Consider the following 21,365-nt stretch of genomic DNA (forward strand, 5'->3'; position numbering starts at 1 on the left):
GGTACTATAAACGCGGTGATCGTCCCCAAAGGAGAGGAGGAAGCCCATGACCGAAGGATTCCGCATCGAGAAGGACTCACTCGGCGAAGTGCAGGTGCCGGCGAACGCGCTCTATGGCGCACAGACGCAACGTGCTGTGATGAACTTCCCGGTGAGCGGCATGCGTCCGTATCCGGCGTTCGTTTGGGCGCAGGCGATGATCAAGCGCGCCGCCGCAGAAGTCAACCGCGATCTCGGACTGTTCAACGATGTCACGGTCGGCGACCGCGCGATCAGCGGCCGTCAGATTGCCGACGCCATTATTCAGGCGGCTGACGAAGTGCTCGATGGGCAGCACGCCGATCAGTTCGTCGTCGATCCGTTCCAGGCAGGGGCCGGTACCAGTCATAACATGAACCTCAATGAGGTGATTGCCAACCGCGCCAACCAAATTCTCGGCTTTGCAATCGATGATCCGAAGAAACCGGTCAGTCCGAACGACCACGTCAATATGGCGCAGAGCACCAACGACACCATCCCAACGGCTATCCGCCTCGGATGCCTCTGGCGCATCGACGAACTGCTGGCGGCCATCGACCGGCTCGCCGATGCGCTCGAAGCCAAAGCGGAAGAGTTCGATCCAATCGTCAAATCGGGACGTACTCACCTTCAGGACGCGGTGCCGGTACGTCTGGGGCAAGAGTTTGGCGCATATGCGCTGGCAGTGCGCAATGATCGCGAGCGCATTGCGGTTGCCGCCGACCGGCTGCGCCGCCTGGGCATTGGCGGTACGGCTGTCGGCAGCGGATTGAATGCGCATCCTGAATACCATTTGCGCATGGTGAAGCGCCTGTCGGAACTGACCGGTCAGGAACTGCGCTCGGCGGGCAACCTGTTCGAGGCGATGCAGAGCATGGCTGACCCGGCGGATTTCTCGGCGTCGCTGCGCACGTTGAGCATCACGCTGACTCGCATTGCGAACGACCTCCGTCTGCTGGCGTCCGGTCCCACCACCGGTCTCGATGAAATTCGCCTGCCTGCGGTGCAGCCCGGTTCGAGCATCATGCCGGGCAAGGTCAATCCGGTGCTGGCGGAAATGCTGAATATGGCGTGTTTCCATGTGCAGGGATGCGACCTGACCGTGTCGCTTGCGGCGCAAGCCGGGCAACTGGAACTCAATGTGATGATGCCGATTATTGCGCACAATCTGTTCGAGATGATGCACGTCCTCATTGGCGCAATCAATGCCTTCACCGAGAAGTGCGTCGTCGGCATCACCGCCAATCCGGCGAAGGCGACCGGTTGGCTGGCGAAGAACCCGATCCTGGTGACGGCGCTGAACCCGGTGATCGGGTATCTCAACGGTGCAGCCGTCGCCAAGGAAGCGCTGGCGACGGGTAAGACGATCAAGGAAGTGGTGGTCGAAAAAGGGTTGATGAGTGCTGAACAGGTTGATGAACTCCTTGACGTGCGCGCAATGACCGAAGGCGGCATCATGGGATTTGGCGGCGGTGGCGGGTAGCGCTGGTCCCGAACGGGACGCATCCTGCAGGCTCGATGAACTTTGAAAAATACTCTGCTATCCGTCCACTCGCCTGGCGACTAATGGGGATTAAGAAATGAGTCCGGTAAGCCTGTGCTGCCGTGCCGCGCATCCTTATGATCTGCGGGCTAAAGCCCTCGCTCAGGACGTGGAAGCCCCTCCGGGGCTTCCACGATCTCAGCCAGGGCTTCAGCCCGCAGCGCCCAGGAATACTGGGTTATTTTCTTAATCTTCGACGTGCGCGCAATGACCGAAGGCGGCATCATGGGATTGGGCGGCGGTGGCGGGTAGCGCCGGTCCCGAACGGGACGCATCCTGCAGGCTCGATGAACTTTGAAAAATACTCTGCTATCCGTCCACCCGCCTGGCGACTAATGGGGATTAAGAAATGAGTCCGGTAAGCCTGTGCTGCCGTGCCGCGCATCCTTATGATCTGCGGGCTAAAGCCCTCGCTCAGGACGTGGAAGCCCTGGAGGGGCTTTCACGATCTCAGCCAGGGCTTCAGCCCGCAGCGCCCAGGAATACTGGGTTATTTTCTTAATCTTCGACGTGCGCGCAATGACCGAAGGCGGCATCATGGGATTGGGCGGCGGTGGCGGGTAGCGCTGGTCCCGAACGGGACGCATCCTGCAGGCTCGATGAACTTTGAAAAATACTCTGCTATCCGTCCACTCGCCTGGCGACTAATGGGGATTAAGAAATGAGTCCGGTAAGCCTGTGCTGCCGTGCCGCGCATCCTTATGATCTGCGGGCTAAAGCCCTCGCTCAGGACGTGGAAGCCCTGGAGGGGCTTTCACGATCTCAGCCAGGGCTTCAGCCCGCAGCGCCCAGGAATACTGGGTTATTTTCTTAATCTTCGACGTGCGCGCAATGACCGAAGGCGGCATCATGGGATTGGGCGGCGGTGGCGGGTAGCGCCGGTCCCGAACGGGACGCATCCTGCAGGCTCGATGAACTTTGAAAAATACTCTGCTATCCGTCCACCCGCCTGGCGACTAATGGGGATTAAGAAATGAGTCCGGTAAACCTGTGCTGCCGTGCCGCGCATCCTTATGATCTGCGGGCTAAAGCCCTCGCTCAGGACGTGGAAGCCCTGGAGGGGCTTTCACGATCTCAGCCAGGGCTTCAGCCCGCAGCGCCCAGGAATACTGGGTTATTTTCTTAATCTTCGACGTGCGCGCAATGACCGAAGGCGGCATCATGGGATTGGGCGGCGGTGGCGGGTAGCGCTGGTCCCGAACGGGACGCATCCGGCAGGCTCGATGAACTTTGAAAAATACTCTGCTATCCGTCCACCCGCCTGGCGACTAATGGGGGATTAAGAAATGAGTCCGGTAAGCCTGTGCTGCCGTGCCGCGCATCCTTATGATCTGCGGGCTAAAGCCCTCGCTCAGGACGTGGAAGCCCCTCCGGGGCTTCCACGATCTCAGCCAGGGCTTCAGCCCGCAGCGCCCAGGAATACTGGGTTATTTTCTTAATCTTCTTACGTCGCGGGCTATGGAAAGCGAAGCCCGCCTGCGCGGGCTAGCGCGGATGATTCGGATTAATTACTCAAAGACCATGCAGCCTGCGGGAGACAGTTGGGCAGCACAGGCACGCCTCCGCCGTGCCTGCTGTGTATTGGCATGTGACTCTGGAAAGTCTGAACGGTGGTAAAACTTCTCGTCTACACTGGATCGCCCGGCGCGGGCATCAGCATGGCGGCGGCAGCGGAGGCGGCGCGCGCTGCCGATGCGGGAAAGCGCACGTTGCTGCTGACGTATGGCTCGACAGCGGGGTTGGGCGCGCTTTTGGGCGTTGCCATTGGCAGCGTGCCGGTTGAAGTTGCACCGCGCCTCAATGCACTGGCGCTCGATGCCCGCAGCGAACTGGCAGCCGCCTGGGAGGAAACCCGCGCGACCCTCCTGCCGCCCTTCAGCAACCTCGCCGGTGATGAACTCCCCCAACCCCCGGCGTCTGACGCTGCGTTTGCGCTTCTCCGTATCCGTGATCTCGCTCCCAACTATGATCGCGTGGTTGTGGACGCCGGACCGCACGATCCACTGATCGAAGCGCTTGGCGTTCCCGACAATCTGCGCTGGATCGCGCGACTTCTCATTGGTCTCGACGGTCAACCCGCACAGGGGTCGCTGCTGCCGGGGTTGTTGCTGCCGCCTGAGTTTGTCAGCAATCTGCGGCGCGTGCTGGTGGAAGCCGAGCGCCTGCGCAACCTGCTCGACGCCCCCGCGAGTATGGTCTGTTATGTGCTGCGCCCCGATGCGGCGGCGCTGGCAGAGGCGCGCCTGGCAATCCCCGCCATTCAGTTGCACGGCGTGGCTGTCGGTGCGCTGGTCGCCGGTCCACTCCTGCCGCCCAACCCGGAAGACGCGCGCCTGGCGCCGCTCGAACGGTTGCAGGCAGCACTGCTCGATGAAGCCGCTGCGATCTGGTCCGCCCGGCCGTTGCTCCGGCTTGATATGAGCGCGACCGCCGGCGGGCATATGCCGTTGCTGCTCGCCGGGCGCGCCATGGGTGACGCGGGCGCCGTAACGGTGCGTTCACCCATCGGCAATGACTATCGCGGCGAACCGGCGTTGACCTTTGAACTTCCCGGTCTGCCACAGGGCGCTATCGGGTTGACGCTGAGCGGCGACGATCTGATCGTGCGCGTGGGGTCCTATCGGCGGCATGTGCCGCTGCCTTCGCGCCTGCGCGGTGTTCGCGCCGTGCGCGCCACTCGTGAAGGCGATCTGCTCGTGGTGCGGCGCAGGTGATTATACCAATGACGATTGAAGATGCCGCATGCTGGTCATTCCGAGCGCAGCGACTTGTCATTCCGAGCGCAGCGAGGAATCGAAGCGGGTCGCGCACGACCCCTCGCGCTGCTCGGTGTGACCATGCCGGATGGTCACAGGTAAGTGATATTATTGCCACAACGATACCCAAGACCTTTGAGGTTGAGTGGAGGATGGATTACAGACCGCGCGCGCAGCGCCGGTCTCCCGGCTCCCGCACACGGGAGCGGGGCAGGGGGTGAGGGCGCAGCGGTCCGCCTGCGCTCGTTTCCCTCACGGCGCCATCCCCCACATCGCCATCTGCTCCTCAGCGCGGATGCGCCACTCCGAGGCCGGCGCGAGATCGGCGGCGCGGATCAGGGCGGTGCGCGCTGCTGTTCGATCTCCCAGCGCCGCTAGCGCCCGTCCATAGTGATATGCAGCCTCAGCACTCGCGGGGTCGAGGGTCTGCGCCAGCGCCGCCGCATCACGCGCTCCCGCAATATCGCCACATGCCAGGCGCGCGTGCGCCAGCGCCGACCACGACTGCGCATTCTTTGGCAGCCGGGCGACTGCTTCGGTGGCTGCGGGAAGCCCTTTTTCGCAGATCTGTAACGAGGTCTTCAGGTGGTACTGCGCCAGCGCCAGCGCGTAGGCGCCGCGCATCGCCGCCGGCGCAACCCGAAGCGCTTCGGCATACGCTGCCGCCGCTGCCGGATAATCGCGTTGCGCAGTATGCCATTCCCCCAGTGCCAGCAGGACATCCGGGTCGTTCGGCGCAAGGCGGCGCGCCTCCTGGAGTTCAGTAAGCGCCGCCTGCGCGTCATGCACGGCAAGGCGCCCCAGCGCCAGCAATATTCGTGGTCGCGGATCGTCCGGCGCAGCCAGTGCCAGATCGTGCAGGCGCGCCAGCGCAACTCCAACGTCGCCGTTCAATAGTTGCGCATACGCGGAATATGCTTCTGCCGCCTGCGTCAGCGACCCGCGTTCGCGCGCAATGGCAAACTGTTCTTCCGCCAGCCGCGTCCATCCCACATCCAGGTAGATCTGTCCTAACAGTTGCGGGCGGATTGCTTCGTCGGACGCCAGGATCGCTGCGATCTGCGCGACATCGGGGCGCGGCAGCGGACGCAACGGCGTTGCCAGCGGTTGTTCGATTGGATGCAGCCTGCCTTCCTTCGTGACCGCCATTCGCGCTTCATTCCATGCGCCGCTCAGGTCGCTTCCGGCGATTAGGGCGGCAATCCGGGCATGCGCTGTTCTGCGCCACGTGTCGGGAAGTCCAACCGCAAGAGCAGCGCGATACCCGGATTCTGCGCCTGCATAATCGTTCTGGCTCAACCGCTCTTCCGCCTCCAGCGCGAGGCGCAGACTGTACAATGCAGAAGATGTGGGGATCTGCATCCACATGCGCGAAGCTTCATCCGCATATCCCATATCTGCCGCCAGGCGACCCTGATACAACCGCGCCAGGGCGGTGTCGGCTTCGTTCAATCCCAACCTCAGCGCCCAACCGAATTCACGGCTCGCCGCTGCACTCTCGCCGCGCACCGTCAGCGCCATGCCGAGCCGCAGGCGTGCCGGGGCAAAACCGGGCGCGCGCGTCGCCAGCGCGTGGTAGGCGTGAAACGCCTCGTAGTGCCGTCCCGCGACGAAAAGCGCATCCGCCTGTCGCAACGCATCGCGCGGGTCGGGATGAAACGCGAGTCGCGCCGCTAGAAGCGTTGCCGCCAGTATGAGAAGGATTTGAATAAACTGGATGCGGTGAAACTTCACGGGTTTAAGAACCAGGAACTGAGCTCGACTTTATCCATTCGGTAGACGAAAAACGGGAGGCAGGGTACGCTTGGCTAGAACCCAACTACCACGAAGGGGCCAGCCATGCGCAACCTGCCACGAGCGATTATACCGGTCCTCCGCAAGTTCGAGTTGCTGTTTAGCGAGCGTGTATGGGAATGGGCGAAGATACTGCTCATCGGCGCCATCCTAGCCCCCGGCAAGCGCACGGTCACTTCGGCGCTGCGGGTGATGGGGCTGAGCGACGATGCGCAATTCCAGAACTACCATCGCGTCCTCAACCGCGCCGTCTGGTCGCCCTACGCCGCCAGCCGCATCCTGCTGCGCCTGCTCGTCGACGCCTTCGTTCCGTCCGATACGGCTATCGTGCTCGGCCTCGACGACCATATCGAGCGCCGGCGCGGGGCCAAGATCAAGGCCAAGGGGATCTACCGCGACCCTGTCCGCTCGTCGCGCTCGTTCTTCGTCAAGACCAGCGGCCTGCGCTGGTTGTGTCTGATGCTGCTCGCCCCCATCCCTTGGGCCCAGCGGGTTTGGGCCTTGCCCTTTCTGACCGTCCTGGCGCCCTCCGAGCGCTGCCATCAGGAGCTCGGCAAGCGCCACAAACAGCTCACCGACTGGGCGCGTCAGATCATCTTCCAAGTCCGTCAGTGGCTGCCCGAGCGCGTGCTGGTCGTTGTGGCCGACAGCAGCTACGCCGCGCTCGAACTGCTTGCCGCCTGCCAGGGCTTGCCCAACCCCGTTACCGTGGTCACGCGCTTGCGCTTGGATGCGGCCTTGTACGACACGGCGTACGTGCACCCAGCAGGGCGACCCGGTCGGCCGCGCAAGAAAGGCGCACGGCAGCCGACCCTGGAGCAGCGGCTCAGCGACCCGACCACAGACTGGCAGCACACGAGCGTGCGTTGGTATGGCGGAACGACGCGAACGGTGCGGCTGGCATCGGCAACGGCGGTCTGGTATCACAGTGGCTTGCCGCCGGTGAGCATTCGCTGGGTGCTCATTACCGACCCCGATGGGAAGTTTGAGGCCCAGGCGCTGCTGAGCACGAACCCGGCGGCTACCCCCAAGGAGATTGTGGAGTGGTTCGTGATGCGCTGGCAGGTGGAGGTCACGTTCGAGGAAGCGCGAGCACACTTGGGCATCGAGACCCAGCGCCAGTGGTCGGACCTGGCGATCCTGCGTACGACACCGGTGCTGTTGGGGTTGTTCTCGCTCGTGACGCTGTTCGCCCATCACCTACTCCAAGCAGGCGAGTTGCCCGTGAGGCAGGCGGCCTGGTACACCAAGGCGCTGCCGACCTTCAGCGACACACTGGCCTTCGTCCGCAAGCAGCTCTGGCCGGTCACCATTTCTTGGATGTCGCCTGCGGAAGCCGACATGGTCAAAATCCCGAAGTCGTTACTTGTTCGCCTGACTGATGCGCTCGCCTATGCTGCGTGAGCGGCACAGATGGATAAAGTCGAGCTGAGAACCAGAGGTCAAAGGTTAAGGGTGAGGAGTTATACCAATGACGATCGACGATGCCGCATGCTTGTCATTCCGAGCGCAGCGACGGGTCATTCTGCGCGCAGCGACGGGTCATTCCGAGCGCAGCGAGGAATCTCAGCGGGTCGCGCACGCCCCTCTCGCCTCTTGCCCCGCGCCTCGGGTCTCGTTTCAACATTCGACCTTCTTCAACGTGAAACGTTCGCCCCTCTCGCCTCTTGCCCCGCGCCTCGGGTCTCGTTTCAACATTCGACCTTCTTCAACGTGAAACGTTCGCCCCTCTCGCCTCTTGCCCCGCGCCTCGGGTCTCGTTTCAACATTCGACCTTCTTCAACGTGAAACGTTCGCCCCTCTCGCCTCTTGCCCCGCGCCTCGGGTCTCGTTTCAACATTCGACCTTCTTCAACGTGAAACGTTCGCCCCTCTCGCCTCTTGCCCCGCGCCTCGGGTCTCGTTTCAACATTCGACCTTCTTCAACGTGAAACGTTCGCCCCTCTCGCCTCTTGCCCCGCGCCTCGGGTCTCGTTTCAACATTCGACCTTCTTCAACGTGAAACGTTCGCCCCTCTCGCCTCTTGCCCCGCGCCTCGGGTCTCGTTTCAACATTCGACCTTCTTCAACGTGAAACGTTCGCCCCTCTCGCCTCTTGCCCCGCGCCTCGGGTCTCGTTTCAACATTCGACCTTCTTCAACGTGAAACGTTCGCCCCTCTCGCCTCTTGCCCCGCGCCTCGGGTCTCGTTTCAACATTCAACCTTCTTCAACGTGAAACGTTCGCCCCTCTCGCCTCTTGCCCCGCGCCTCGGGTCTCGTTTCAACATTCGACCTTCTTCAACGTGAAACGTTCGCCCCTCTCGCCCCTTGCCCCGCACCTCGGGTCTCGTTTCAACATTCGACCTTCTTCAACGTGAAACGTTCGCCCCTCTCGCCTCTTGCCCCGCGCCTCGGGTCTCGTTTCAACATTCGACCTTCTTCAACGTGAAACGTTCGCCCCTCTCGCCCCTTGCCCCGCGCCTCGGGTCTCGTTTCAACATTCGACCTTCTTCAACGTGAAACGTTCGCCCCTCTCGCCTCTTGCCCCGCGCCTCGGACCTCGTTTCAACATTCGACCTCCTTCAACGTGAAACGTTCGCCCCTCTCGCCTCTCACCTCACCCCTCTCGCCTCACCCCTCTCGCCTCACCCCTCTCGCCTCTCGCCTCACCCCTCTCGCCTCACCCCTCTCGCCTCTCGCCTCACCCCTCTCGCCTCTCGCCTCTCGCCTCTCGCCTCACCCCTCTCACCTCTCGCTTCTCGCCTCACCCCTCTCGCCTCTTGCCCCGCGCCTCGGACCTCGTTTCCACGTTCAATGTTCAACCTTCAACGCTTCCTCACACATTGTTTACAACTTCGGCTCGATTTCGCAACCAAATTGCAACTGTTTCCATGCCCCTTCATGTAGTATAGTCGAAGTGATGTGTGCCTGCCACGTATGCGGAAATATGATTATGTGGCGGGCATTTGTATACGTTGCGTCGTCCTGTCGTCCGCTCTCCTCATTCAGCGCAAGGTGGTTTGCATGGCAACAACCCACACCTCACATCGTGCTCGACGCCTGCACATGCGCCGTTGGGCAGTGATTTCCGCTGCCGCTCTGATGCTCTCGACCCTGCTCGCCTTTTTTGGTGCGCGTGTTGCGAGCGCTGTCGGCGACCTGACGGTGCGCGTCTACGCGGATAGTAACCGCAATGGGCAGTACGACGGCGGCGAACCCGCTGTGAGCGGTGTACCGGTGTCGGTGTTTAACACCGACAACAATCTGCTCTATTCGGTGAACACGAATGCCTCTGGATTGGCAATCTTTCCCAACACTCCCAACGGCGATTACCGCGTCGAGGTGACGAACCCCAACAATGGTCTTCCCAACGGCACCGTTGTCTCCGTGCCAGGACCGACAACGCCAGGGCAGGACAATGCTCTGGTGTTTTTTGTGAATATCAACAATGCGCCGGTTCAGCGCGATGTCGGTCTCCGGTCGCTCGATGCGTCCGGCATTGATGCCGGCGCTCCTGCTGGATTCCGCACCATCGTCGTGCGCGCATGGGACGATCAGGACGCCAATGGCATTCAGGACGCCGGTGAACCCGGCTTGAGCGGGCTGACGCTCGGATTGTACACTCCGTCGAATGTGCTGGTCGCCACTGCGACCGCCGGACCAGATGGCACGTACCGTTTTGTGGACAATGTCCCGGCAGGTGTCAGCAACTACACTATCCGCGTCACCGGCGGCATTCCTGCCGGGTGGGTGCTGACGACGCCCAATGCGAACTTCGACAGTGAGGATCGGCGCGACTCCGATGCGCAACTCGTTGTGGGCGAGCCGCGCATTACCGTTCCCAATGCAGCGCGCGGTGTGAATGACGATAGTCTGGACGTCGGCTTCGCGCGCGGCGCGGTGAGCGGCTTCGTCTGGCGCGACCTTGACCAGAACGGTCTGCGCGATCCGGGTGAGCCGTTCATCAATGGCGTGGAGGTCGAATTGCGTGACTCATCCGATAATCTCATCGATACGCAGACCACGCGATCCATCCTCAACGATCCTGCCAATCGCGCCGGGTTCTTTGAGTTCGTGAGTGTGCCGCTGACGGCGACGTACCGAGTGCGCATTCCGAATGACGAGTTCAATGCCGCCACCGATCCGCTCTATGGTCATGCGACGCCGCCCAACCAGACGGCAACCCCGCCTGCTATCGGCGATCAGGGTCTTATCAACGGCACAACGGATGGTCCTGCGGTTATCGGCGCTAGTGATTTCCTCCAAACACCCAACTTTACCCTGGATGCAACCAATCGTCGCAATGAGACCTCGAATTTCGGCCTCTACGCCGGCACGGTCGGCGATTTCGTCTGGCACGATGTGAACCGCAACGGGAGCGTTGATCCGCTCGAAACAACGCTCGGATTGGCGAATGCGCTGGTCTTTGTGGACCTGGATAGCGACTGTCAGATCGACACAGGCGAACCACAGATGACCACCGATCTCTACGGGAACTATCGCTTTGACAGCCTGCCCCTCGGTATTACCTACACCGTGGTTCTCGACGCCTCCAACTTCGCACCCGGCGGCGCGCTCGAAGGGCTTGGCTACACCACCGGCGCTCCCTGCGGTTCAACCGAGGGGGTGGTGATCACCACAACGCTCCTCACTGCAAGTCAGCCGACGGATTTCACTGTTGACTTCGGCATTGTGCGCGCCGAAATCGGCAACTTTGTCTGGGAAGATGACAATGGCAACGGCATCTTCGATCTGAGTGAAACGGGCATTCAGAGCGTCACCGTTCAACTCTACGGCGCCGGACCCGACAACACGTTCTTCACTGTCGATGATGTCACCATCGGTCTGTCGCAGACGACGAACGCCAGCGGCATCTATACTATTACCGACATTCTCTCCGGAACGTACTACGCGACGTTCGATCTGAGCGCGCTGCCGCCGGCGTATGTGGCGAGCATTGTCACGCCAACCGGTTGGTTGAGCGTTGATCCGCCTGCCAGCAGTTCAGACGATGTCAATGATGTGCGCGCGTTGGTCAGCGGGCGCGTCTGGCGCACGCCGACGTTCACGATTGCGCGCGGTAGTCAGAATCCCGGCGTCGATGCGGCGGTCTACCGACCGGCATCCCTCTCAGGGCGCGTCTTCTTCGACCAGAACGGCAATAACCAGGATGAAACCTCGCCTGAGCCGGGGCTGTCCAATTTCACCGTCAATCTGCTCCGCGCCGCCGATAATACGCTGATGATGACAACGACGACCCTTGCTGACGGCAGTTATGCCTTCAGCAGCGTCGCGCCGCTCACCTATGTGGTCGAAATCGTGCGCCCCGATCCGTCCAACTGGTCATTCGTTGCGCCCGACAATCCTTCAGCTGGTGACCCGCTCGCCAGTGATGTCGATGCAAATGGGCGCACCAGCGTTCTGACGGTGACCTCGGGAATCACTGTGACCGACGTTGATGCCGGTTTGCGCGGGAACAACATTGTTCAGGGCTACGTTTTCTTCGACCGCGACGGCAGTTTCACGCAGACTGCCAATGATCAGGCGCTGAATAGCGCAACCGCGACGCTAACTGTGACGGTCGCTACTGTCAATCTGACGACGACCTACACACTGACTGCCACAACCACCGGCAGTGATCCAAACTATTCATTCGCCGGTCTCCCCGGTGGGACAGCAGGCGTGACCTACACGCTGGCGTTCGCTCCGCCGGATGGTACGTACACCGCCTCACTCGCCGATGTCGGCGGCAATGATGCGCTGGACAGCGATGGACCATTCATCGCGGTGACCGGCGCAACGGTTGGCGTCAGCAACACGCTGGACTATGACCAGGGGTACTGGCGTCCGGTCACCGTGCGCGCCCGCATTTTCGATGAGATCACAGCCCTGCCGCCCGACAACGTCTACAACGTGGGCGACACCGGCATCACGACCGCCACGGTCACAATTACGACCACCAACGGCGCGGTGACGCCGCTCGGCAGCAGCGGAATCGATTCGACCGGCGTGGTGACCTTCACCCTGCCGCCGACCACGACGACCTACTGGCTGAATGTGCCCACTCCTGCCGGGTTTACGCCATCGCCGGGGAACACGGGCGCGCTCGAAGTCAATACGCCAAGCCCGCTGCTCGCCGATAATACCGCGCCATCGCCAACGACTGAGTTTCAGTTCGGTTATTTCCGCCCTGGCGCCGTGACCGGCGCGGTGCGGTTCGACCGCGACGCGGACAACAACCTGTTCGGCGACAGCGAGCCGGGGATGCAGGGGGTGACGGTGACGCTACGGTTGGGCGGCAGCGATGTGCTGACGACCACGACCGACGCGACTGGCGCGTACACCTTCACGAACGTGGCGCCAGCCAACGGTTACTCGGTGTGGGTCATCAACCCCGATACGGCGAACTTCCTGCTGGTGACGCCGACAGGCGGCGATAACGACATGCAGAGCACCGACGGCGGTAACACCTACGCCGAAACCAATCCGTTCACCGTCACATCGGGCGCAGTGGTGAGCGGGTCGAGCGACGCGGCGGTGCGCGGACGGTCTACCGTGAACGGCGCGGTGTGGGAAGACCTGAACGGCAACGGCGTGCGCGACGGCGGCGAGGGGGTCGGCGCGCTGCCGGGGGTGACGGTGAACCTGACGGTGACGGTCAACCTGCCGGGGTTGCTGAGCACGCAGATTGTGACGACGACCACGACGGACGCCAGCGGCGCGTACACGGTCACAAACCTGCCGGGGTGGGCAAGCGTCAGCAGCGAGGTCTCGTTCACGCTGCGCTTTGCGACGCCGACGGGGTGGTACGAGACGCTGGCGGACGTGGGGACGCAACCGGCGACCGACGACAGCGACGGGATCGGCGCAGGCGTGGATCAACTCGACGACCAGGGATTGCAACGCAACACGACCGCAACCCGCGACCGGGGGTACTACCAAGGAGTGACTGTCGTGGCGCGGGTCTTTGAGGAGAACCCGCCGGTTGATAACGCCTTTGCAACCGGCGACACCGGCATCACGACGGCGACGGTGACGATTACGACGACGAACGGGACGGTCACGCCGCTGAGCGTGACGCCGATTGACGCGAGCGGGTTGATCACCTTCACGCTGGTGCCGACCGACAGCGCGACGCCGTACTGGGTGAATGTCGCGCCGATCAGCGGGTTCACGCGCTCGCCGGGGAACACCGGCGCGGCGCAGGTGACTCCCAACCCGACATCAGGGCAGACGGTCGGACCGACCAATCTGGAGTTCGGGCACTATCGCCCGGTCACGGTGGTGGTGCGGGTCTTTGAAGAGGTGAACCCGCCGGTGGATAACGCCTTTGCAACCGGCGACACCGGCATCACGACGGCGACGGTGACGATTACGACGACGAACGGGACGGTCACGCCGCTGAGCGTGACGCCGATTGACGCGAGCGGGTTGATCACCTTCACGCTGGTGCCGACCGACAGCGCGACGCCGTACTGGGTGAATGTCGCGCCGATCAGCGGGTTCACGCGCTCGCCGGGGAACACCGGCGCGGCGCAGGTGATTCCCAACCCGACATCAGGGCAGACGGTCGGACCGACCAATCTGGAGTTCGGGCACTACCGCCCGGTCACGGTGGTGGCGCGGGTCTTTGAAGAGGTGAACCTGCCGGTGGATAACGCCTTTGCAACCGGCGACACCGGCATCACGACGGCGACGGTGACGATTACGACGACGAACGGGACGGTCACGCCGCTGAGCGTGACGCCGATTGACGCGAGCGGGTTGATCACCTTCACGCTGGTGCCGACCGACAGCGCGACGCCGTACTGGGTGAATGTCGCGCCGATCAGCGGGTTCACGCGCTCGCCGGGGAACACCGGCGCGGCGCAGGTGATTCCCAACCCGACATCAGGGCAGACGGTCGGACCGACCAATCTGGAGTTCGGGCACTACCGCCCGGTCACGGTGGTGGCGCGGGTCTTTGAAGAGGTGAACCTGCCGGTGGATAACGCCTTTGCAACCGGCGACACCGGCATCACGACGGCGACGGTGACGATTACGACGACGAACGGGACGGTCACGCCGCTGAGCGTGACGCCGATTGACGCGAGCGGGCTGATCACCTTCACGCTGGTGCCGACCGATAGCGCGACGCCGTACTGGGTGAATGTCGCGCCGATCAGCGGGTTCACGCGCTCGCCGGGGAACACCGGCGCGGCGCAGGTGATTCCCAACCCGACATCAGGGCAGACGGTCGGACCGTCCGGGCTGGAGTTCGGGCACTACCGCCCGGTCACGGTGGTGGCGCGGGTCTTTGAGGAGAACCCGCCGGTGGATAACGTCTTTGCAACCGGCGACACCGGCATCACGACGGCGACGGTGGCGATTACGACGACGAACGGGACGGTCACGCCGCTGAGCGTGACGCCGATTGACGCGAGCGGGTTGATCACCTTCACGCTGGTGCCGACCGACAGCGCGACGCCGTACTGGGTGAACGTCACCACCCCTGCCGGATTTACGCCATCGCCGGGGAACACCGGCGCGGCGCAGGTGACGCCGAACCCTGGACCAGGGGGGACAGTCGGACCGACCAATCTGGAGTTCGGCTACTACCGCCCTGGCGCCGTGACCGGCGCGGTGCGGTTCGACCGCGACGCGGACAACAACCTGTTCGGCGACAGCGAGCCGGGGATGCAGGGGGTGACGGTGACGCTACGGTTGGGCGGCAGCGATGTGCTGACGACCACGACCGACGCGACCGGCGCGTACACCTTCACGAACGTGGCGCCAGCCAACGGTTACTCGGTGCGGGTCATCAACCCCGATACGGCGAACTTCCTGCTGGTGACGCCGACAGGCGGCGATAACGACATGCAGAGCACCGACGGCGGTAACACCTACGCCGAAACCAATCCGTTCACCGTCACATCGGGCGCAGTGGTGAGCGGGTCGAGCGACGCGGCGGTGCGCGGACGGTCTACCGTGAACGGCGCGGTGTGGGAAGACCTGAACGGCAACGGCGTGCGCGACGGCGGCGAGGGGGTCGGCGCGCTGCCGGGGGTGACGGTGAACCTGACGGTGACGGTCAACCTGCCGGGGTTGCTGAGCACGCAGATTGTGACGACGACCACGACGGACGCCAGCGGCGCGTACACGGTCACAAACCTGCCGGGGTGGGCAAGCGTCAGCAGCGAGGTCTCGTTCACGCTGCGCTTTGCGACGCCGACGGGGTGGTACGAGACGCTGGCGGATGTGGGGCCGCAACCGGCGAACAACGATAGTGACGGGATCGGCGCAGGCGCGGATCAACTCGACGACCAGGGATTGCAACGCAACACGACCGCAACCCGCGACCGGGGGTACTACCGTCCGGTGGTCATTCAGGTGCGGGTGTTCGAGGAGACAACATCGCCGATTGACAACGCCTACGCTGCGGGCGATGCTCCTGTGCCGGGCGCAACGGTGGCGCTGACGCCGAATGTAACCCTTGGCGGTCCATTCGGACCCGACGCGACCGGCATCATCAGTTACACCGTCGCGCCAACGACCACGGCATACACGGTCGGGGTGACGCCGCCGACCGGATACGTCGCCTCACCGGGGAACACCGGCACGGCGACAGCGCCGGCGCCGCTGACCAGCGGGCAGTCCATCATGCCGCTGCCGTTCGGCTACTACCGCAACGGCGTCATCAGCGGCACGGTCTGGTTCGACACCAACAGCAACGGTCTGTTCGACAGCGGCGAGCCGACCATGGCAGGCGTTACAGTAACGCTCACCCTCGATCCTGATACAACCGTCAACGGCAATGAAACGTCGATAGGCACGTTCACAACCGGTGACAATGGCATCTACCAGTTCACTGCCATCACGCCGACCGGTGCGCTGACATCGGGAACGCTGTATCGCGTCCAGTTTGCGCTGCCTGCCGGGTATGCCTTCACCGCGCAGGGCGCACCTGTGACGACAGACAACAACAGCGATGCGAGCACAGTCAATGGGTACACCGACCGATTCACGGTTGGATCGAACGAAACCGTGACCTACGTCGATGCTGGCGCAGTCGGCAACCTGTCGTTAAGCGGTACGACGTGGGAAGACATCGATGCTGATGGTGTGTTCGATGCTGGCGAGTCGCCGTTGTCAGGGGTCACGCTAACGTTAACTGTCACGAGCTCAATCAACTCGACTAACCCCGTGGTGACGTACACGGTGACGAGTGGTGCGGGTTCGCCAAACTTTACGTTCAACCAGTTGCCCGCCGGCAACTACCAGCTCAGCGTCACCGGCAGGCCGCTTGGGTATCTGCTCTCGACGACGGGAACATTGAGCGGAACCCTACCGGCGACCGGGCAGAATTTCGGTCTGTACCGCACCGCCTCAGTCGGCGATCGGGTCTGGCTCGATGTGAACGGCAACGGCGCATACGAAGCCGGTGTCGATGCCGGAGTGCCGGGAATTGCCGTTCGGCTGCGCGACGCAGCGACTGATACGGTCATCTCCACGACCACGACACTGGCGAGTGGTGATGTCGGCTTCTACGGCTTCGAGAACGTCACGCCAGGATCATATGTGGTCGAGTTCGTCGTGCCGACCGGCTTCCAGACAGTCAACAACGGCACGGGGTCGTTGAGCGTCGATAACGACAACGATGCGCAGAACAACGGGCGCACTGCGTCGTTTACCCTGGCGAGCAGCCAGATTTCAACGACCGTCGATGCGGGGTTGATCGGCAGCGGGTCGATCTCCGGCATTGCCTGGGTGGACGAGAACTTCAACGATGTGCGCGATCCCGGTGAGACGCAGCGCATCGCGGGGGTGGCAGTCACTCTGACCATCACGCCGACCGGTTTGGGAGCGCCGCTGACATTCAACGCGGTCACCGCAACAAATGGCAGTTACGCCTTTGGCAACCTGCCGCCGGGAACGTTCGTGCTGACGTTCACCAAACCTGCCGGCTACTTCGACATCGCCACGCGCGTTGGCAGCGACCCGACAATTGACAGCGACGCGCCGGTGGCAACCGGCACGCTGGGCGCCGGTCAGTCGATCACAACGCTGGACGCCGGGTATCGGATGCAAACCCGCGTCTTCCTGCCGCTGATCGCCGTGCCGGTCACCCCGCCGGACCTGGTGGTCGAGGAGTTCACGGTGACACCTGCCAAGACCAGTTACGCAGCAGGTGAGCCGGTGCTGATCACGGTAAAAGTGAAGAACGTCGGCGGTTCACCAACGACTATCGGGTTCTGGGTGGACCTGTACATCAACCCATCCGTCGCGCCAACGACGCCCAACGTGCGCTGGAATGATGTCTGTGGCATCTCGCCGTGCTACGGTATCGCCTGGTACGTCAATCAGTCGCTGGCGCCAGGGCAGAGCATCACGCTGACATCTGCGCCTGGTCAGTTCGCGGGACCGCAGTCGGTCTGGCCCGGCTCTTTCGCTGGCGGCACGAACACCCTGTATGTCTACGTCGATAGTTACAACCCGCCGGTGCCGACAGGCGCGGTTGTGGAAAGCAATGAAACCAACAACCGCGCTCAGATTACCGGCTTCGTCGTCACCGGCGCGTCGTTGAGCAATGGCGCAGGACCAGGCACACCGTCAAGCACGCCGGATGCGCCGGTTGCGTTGCCGCCGCGCCAATTGCCCGGACCGGTTGAGAGGTAAGCGGCATGTAGGGGCGCTTCCCTGTGGGCGCCCCTACGCCCCTTGCGCGGACGTCCACAGGGAGGCGCCCGCCCAAAGGCAAGCATGGAGGGACGTGGTGGGCGCCCGAGCACGAAACGGGCGGGACGAACCAGAAAGATGTCAAATGAGAAGGACAAAGCTATGCGTCGTCAACATCTGTCACCATCATTCCTGATCTGCGGCGTGCTGCTGCTGATGGTCGGGCTTAGCGCCATGCTGCCGGGTGCAGCGCGCGCGCAGCAAGATCCCGTGCCCGCTCCTTCACCACGACCGGCAATACAGTTCACTGAACAGAGCAGCGGCGGTGGATCATCAGCGCCGGATCGCTCAGCGATCCCCGGTCACATTGGCGGCACCGTCATCGATGTCGTCAGTAGCGCCCCGGTTCCCGGCATGCCCGTCCGTATTGGCGATAATGTCGTCTTCACCGATCAGGACGGCAACTACGGTATCTGGGTTTCGCCGGGAACCTATCTGGTCAATGTGGCGCCGGCGCCAGAGCAGGGTACGGTTGTTGATGGACCGGCAGCGGTGGTCGTCGAACCAGAAACGTCGGTCATTCAGCACCTGCGCGTGGCATTGCCCGTCCCCGATGTCAAAGCAGTTGAACCGCCGGTCGAGGCGCCGGTCGAGGCGCCGGTCGAAGCGCCGCGCCGCCTGCCGCGCACCAATGATCCATCAGATGTTACCTGGGTATGGGTGTCATTTGGTATACTTCTCATAGGCGCAGGAATCGGTCTGGGTATGCTTCCGGCCGGTAGACGCGCCCTGGCGACAAGTGCAGCAGGAATCGCGCATCTGAGCAATCAGGCGTTGCTCCAGAAATTGTTGTCCGAACGTCCGTCCCGTTCAACGAAGGACGACGCATTGCTCAGGGAACTGCTTGAATCACAGGAATGAATCCATCCTCGCAGGCAACGCGCGCCGGGCGATTGCGCCAGATCAGTCGTCTGGCGCGCGCCAACCTGTACGATTTTCAATTACTCCTCCGCGAGTCGTGGTTGGTGCTGATCGCCTTCGCAATTCTCGCAGGTATCACCTCAACCTACCTTGCCTTTTTCTACCCCGAAAGGGGCGGTTCCTCCCGTCCGCAAGGACTGCCCGAAGCGCTCTATGAGACGCTTACATTGATGACACTCCAGAGCGATCTGGATTTTCCGCGCGGCGATCTGATCGGTGAACTGATCTTCTTCCTCACGCCGCTGCTTGGTCTGGCGCTGATCTTCCAGAGCGTTCTGAACTTTGGGCGCTTGTTGCTCGACAAAGGGGGCCGCCGGGAAGCCTGGCAGGTGGCGCTGGCTTCAACGTACCGTGACCATATCATCGTCTGTGGGTTGGGGCGTGTTGGGCTGCGTATTGTGACCCAATTGCACGCCGCTGGTTACGAAACGGTTGTCGTTGAACGCGACTGGAACAGCGAATTTGTGCCGCGAGTCCTCAGTCTTGGCGTCCCCGTCGTTCTGGGAGATGCGCGTGAGGCGACCATTCTGCAGCAGGCGGGAGTCATGCGGGCGCGCGCGGTGATCGCTGCCATCAACGATGACCTGCTGAATGTCGAAATTGCGCTGGGAGCGCGCGGCGTGCGTTCTGATGTTCGTGTGGTGTTGCGGGTATTCAATGAGGAACTGGATCGCAACCTCGAGCGGGCGCTCGGACCCAACAGCGCTTTCAGCGCCTCGGCGATCGCGGCGCCAACCTGCGCCGCAGCCGCAGTCAGCCGTGAGATCGACTATGCGCTGACAGTTGGGAGGGCACAGTTAGGCGTCGCACAGATCGTCGTCCAGCGCGAGAGCAATCTATCCGGCTTTGTTCGCGCAATCGAAGACGAGACATATGTGCGCATCCTGCACCACGTCAGTCAGGAAGGGCGCGTCATCCGCTACCAGTCGCTCAGCCAGTTGAGCGCCGGTGATCGGATCACCGTGATCGGGACGCTCGAACGCATTGAAGCGATGCGCCAGCGCAATACTCCGTTCAGTAAACTCGCATTTCTTACTGCCGAACGACCGGTGCGACCGACCGAACGGTACCACACGGTCATCGTGTGCGGCCTGGGGAAGATCGGGTTTCGGGTGGTCAAACAGTTGCACGCCTTGAACCCACGTCCACGAATCGTCGTGGTGCGCCTGGGAACCAATGATCGTCCGGAGTTTGTCCGGCAGATCAGGCAACTCGAAGACGTTGCCGACGTGATCGGCGACGCGCGTAACCTCGAGGTGTTGTGTCGGGCTGGTCTTGATGAAGCCTATTCCATTGCCGCGCTTACCTCCGATGACCTGCAAAATGTGCAGATCGCTCTGACTGCGCGCCGCCAACGACCTGATGTGCACATTGTGTTGCGCACCTTCAGCGACGCGCTGGCGGAACGGTTGGCGGAGATGTTCGGCATTCACACAACGTACAGCACGTCGGCGCTGGCGGCGCCGACGATGGCAGCGGCGGCGCTGGCAGGCGATGTCAGCCAGGCATTGGTGGTCGGCGGACGGCTTTTCGCCGTCGATCAGACACATCTTTCCGCAAAACACCCGTTTGTTGGCATGCGGATCGACGATCTGCGCGAGTACTCGACAGCGCTTGTGCTCGAATTACAGCGCGACGGTCGCACCATCCTGCTTCCTGATCTTGACGTGCGTCTCCAGGCTGGCGACCAGGCGACCCTGCTGGCGCCAATCGAGACCATTCATCACATACGTGGAATGGGGGTCAGGGGTTAGACACGCCACAGGCGCTGGCGGCGTATCCCTTGGTTTCGCCGTGACACGTGCCAACGCGCAAGGGACTCACTCCCGCCGCAGGCGCTGCATCATACGCGCGTAGAAGGTGCTCTGCGGATAAACACGCGCAAAAGTGCAACAGCGTTGGGAACGCCGAACAATGACGCGATCACCTTCGTGCAGCGCGATATGGTCGTGCCCGTCGGCAGAGAAGCCTGCCGGGTGACGACTCTGGAGCGTCAGGGTTACCACTGCATCCTCGTGCAGCACCAGCGATGGAACATTCGTCAGGTGAGCAGCCACCGGCACCAGCACCAGCGCCGTCGAGCGCGGATCGATAATGGGACCGCCGGCTGCCAGCGCATATGCTGTCGATCCGGTGGCGCTCGCAACGATCACCCCGTCGGCGTGATAGGTCGTCAGGCGCGCATCATAGATTTCGACGTCGACAAGCACCGTGCGATTAATATCGCCGCGGGCAACAATAATTTCATTGAGCGCCAGGATCGGTGAGACCGTAATACCATCAGCGCGCAGCACCGTCGCCTCAACCAGCGTGCGCGAGTCGAGCCAGAAGCGGCCCGCAAGCATATCTTCAAGCCCCTGGTAGAGGGTGGATGGTTCGAGTTCCGCCATGAAATTGAGCCGCCCCAGTGCGACGGGCAGTACCGGAACACCGCTGGGAATGGCGAGGCGCGCTGCGCGCAGCACCGTGCCATCCCCTCCAAGGGCGAGCACTAGATCGGTATGATCGACGGCGTGCTGTGCGCGCCCCTCGTGCGATACACCACGCCAGACCTGGATCGAACGCTCGGTCAGCCAACCGGCGACTTCGCCGGACATGTGCAGCGATTCATCGGAATAAGGATTGAAGATAATAGCCACT

At 62.6% G+C, this 21,365-nt stretch carries 10 protein-coding genes; 6 read left to right on the top strand and 4 right to left on the bottom strand.

Annotation, left to right across the window (positions count from 1 at the left end; all coding sequences use genetic code 11):
- The first annotated feature begins 46 nt into the window (after positions 1 to 46).
- On the top strand, positions 47 to 1,501 hold the full coding sequence (locus tag RCAS_RS04740) for an aspartate ammonia-lyase (protein ID WP_012119469.1): 1,455 nt from the start codon (positions 47 to 49) through the stop codon (positions 1,499 to 1,501).
- 149 nt (positions 1,502 to 1,650) lie between these two features.
- Here RCAS_RS04740 and RCAS_RS24885 read toward each other — a convergent pair whose 3' ends face one another.
- Together RCAS_RS24885 and RCAS_RS24890 are read right to left on the bottom strand one after the other, a co-directional pair.
- Positions 1,651 to 1,836, bottom strand: coding sequence for a hypothetical protein (locus tag RCAS_RS24885; RefSeq protein ID WP_157042546.1), 186 nt, complete (start codon positions 1,834 to 1,836; stop codon positions 1,651 to 1,653).
- Positions 1,837 to 2,274: 438 nt separating this feature from the next.
- Entirely contained in the window at positions 2,275 to 2,460 is a 186-nt protein-coding gene (locus tag RCAS_RS24890) for a hypothetical protein (protein WP_157042547.1), read from the bottom strand.
- A gap of 711 nt (positions 2,461 to 3,171) precedes the next feature.
- Here RCAS_RS24890 and RCAS_RS04745 point away from each other — a divergent pair.
- The gene (locus RCAS_RS04745; protein ID WP_041330219.1) at positions 3,172 to 4,275 is read left to right on the top strand and encodes an ArsA family ATPase; all 1,104 of its coding nucleotides are present in this window, start codon (positions 3,172 to 3,174) and stop codon (positions 4,273 to 4,275) included.
- A gap of 294 nt (positions 4,276 to 4,569) precedes the next feature.
- Here the strand turns inward: RCAS_RS04745 and RCAS_RS04750 are convergent, their stop codons facing one another.
- A complete protein-coding gene (locus tag RCAS_RS04750) occupies positions 4,570 to 6,051 on the bottom strand; it encodes a tetratricopeptide repeat protein (RefSeq protein ID WP_012119471.1) in 1,482 nt (493 codons plus the stop codon).
- A gap of 105 nt (positions 6,052 to 6,156) precedes the next feature.
- Between RCAS_RS04750 and RCAS_RS04755 the strand changes: the two genes are divergently transcribed.
- From RCAS_RS04755 to RCAS_RS04770, 4 genes are all read left to right on the top strand, one after another.
- Positions 6,157 to 7,515 carry an IS701 family transposase gene (locus RCAS_RS04755; protein WP_012119472.1) on the top strand — a complete coding sequence of 453 codons (1,359 nt, stop codon included), beginning with the start codon at positions 6,157 to 6,159 and terminating at the stop codon, positions 7,513 to 7,515.
- A gap of 1,598 nt (positions 7,516 to 9,113) precedes the next feature.
- On the top strand, positions 9,114 to 17,744 hold the full coding sequence (locus RCAS_RS04760) for an SdrD B-like domain-containing protein (RefSeq protein WP_012119473.1): 8,631 nt from the start codon (positions 9,114 to 9,116) through the stop codon (positions 17,742 to 17,744).
- Between the two features lie 162 nt (positions 17,745 to 17,906).
- Positions 17,907 to 18,665: a carboxypeptidase regulatory-like domain-containing protein gene (locus RCAS_RS04765; protein ID WP_157042549.1), complete on the top strand. Its 759-nt coding sequence runs from the start codon at positions 17,907 to 17,909 to the stop codon at positions 18,663 to 18,665.
- Positions 18,662 to 20,479, top strand: coding sequence for a potassium channel family protein (locus RCAS_RS04770; protein WP_012119475.1), 1,818 nt, complete (start codon positions 18,662 to 18,664; stop codon positions 20,477 to 20,479). Before RCAS_RS04765 ends, RCAS_RS04770 begins: the two co-directional genes overlap by 4 nt.
- Positions 20,480 to 20,545: 66 nt before the next feature.
- Here RCAS_RS04770 and RCAS_RS04775 read toward each other — a convergent pair whose 3' ends face one another.
- Complete coding sequence (locus RCAS_RS04775) at positions 20,546 to 21,322, bottom strand: NAD(+)/NADH kinase (protein WP_198136039.1); 777 nt, start codon at positions 21,320 to 21,322, stop codon at positions 20,546 to 20,548.
- Positions 21,323 to 21,365 lie beyond the last annotated feature (43 nt).

It is taken from the genome of Roseiflexus castenholzii DSM 13941 (assembly GCF_000017805.1).
GTDB classification, from domain to species: Bacteria; Chloroflexota; Chloroflexia; order Chloroflexales; family Roseiflexaceae; genus Roseiflexus; species Roseiflexus castenholzii.

Coding starts and splice junctions, on each gene's coding strand:
- RCAS_RS04765 (WP_157042549.1), top strand. CDS start 17,907: ATGCGTCGTCAACATCTGTCACCATCATTCCTGATCTGCGGCGTGCTG.
- RCAS_RS04775 (WP_198136039.1), bottom strand. CDS start 21,322: ATGTCCGGCGAAGTCGCCGGTTGGCTGACCGAGCGTTCGATCCAGGTC.
- RCAS_RS04770 (WP_012119475.1), top strand. CDS start 18,662: ATGAATCCATCCTCGCAGGCAACGCGCGCCGGGCGATTGCGCCAGATC.
- RCAS_RS04740 (WP_012119469.1), top strand. CDS start 47: ATGACCGAAGGATTCCGCATCGAGAAGGACTCACTCGGCGAAGTGCAG.
- RCAS_RS24885 (WP_157042546.1), bottom strand. CDS start 1,836: ATGCGTCCCGTTCGGGACCGGCGCTACCCGCCACCGCCGCCCAATCCC.
- RCAS_RS24890 (WP_157042547.1), bottom strand. CDS start 2,460: ATGCGTCCCGTTCGGGACCGGCGCTACCCGCCACCGCCGCCCAATCCC.
- RCAS_RS04755 (WP_012119472.1), top strand. CDS start 6,157: ATGCGCAACCTGCCACGAGCGATTATACCGGTCCTCCGCAAGTTCGAG.
- RCAS_RS04760 (WP_012119473.1), top strand. CDS start 9,114: ATGGCAACAACCCACACCTCACATCGTGCTCGACGCCTGCACATGCGC.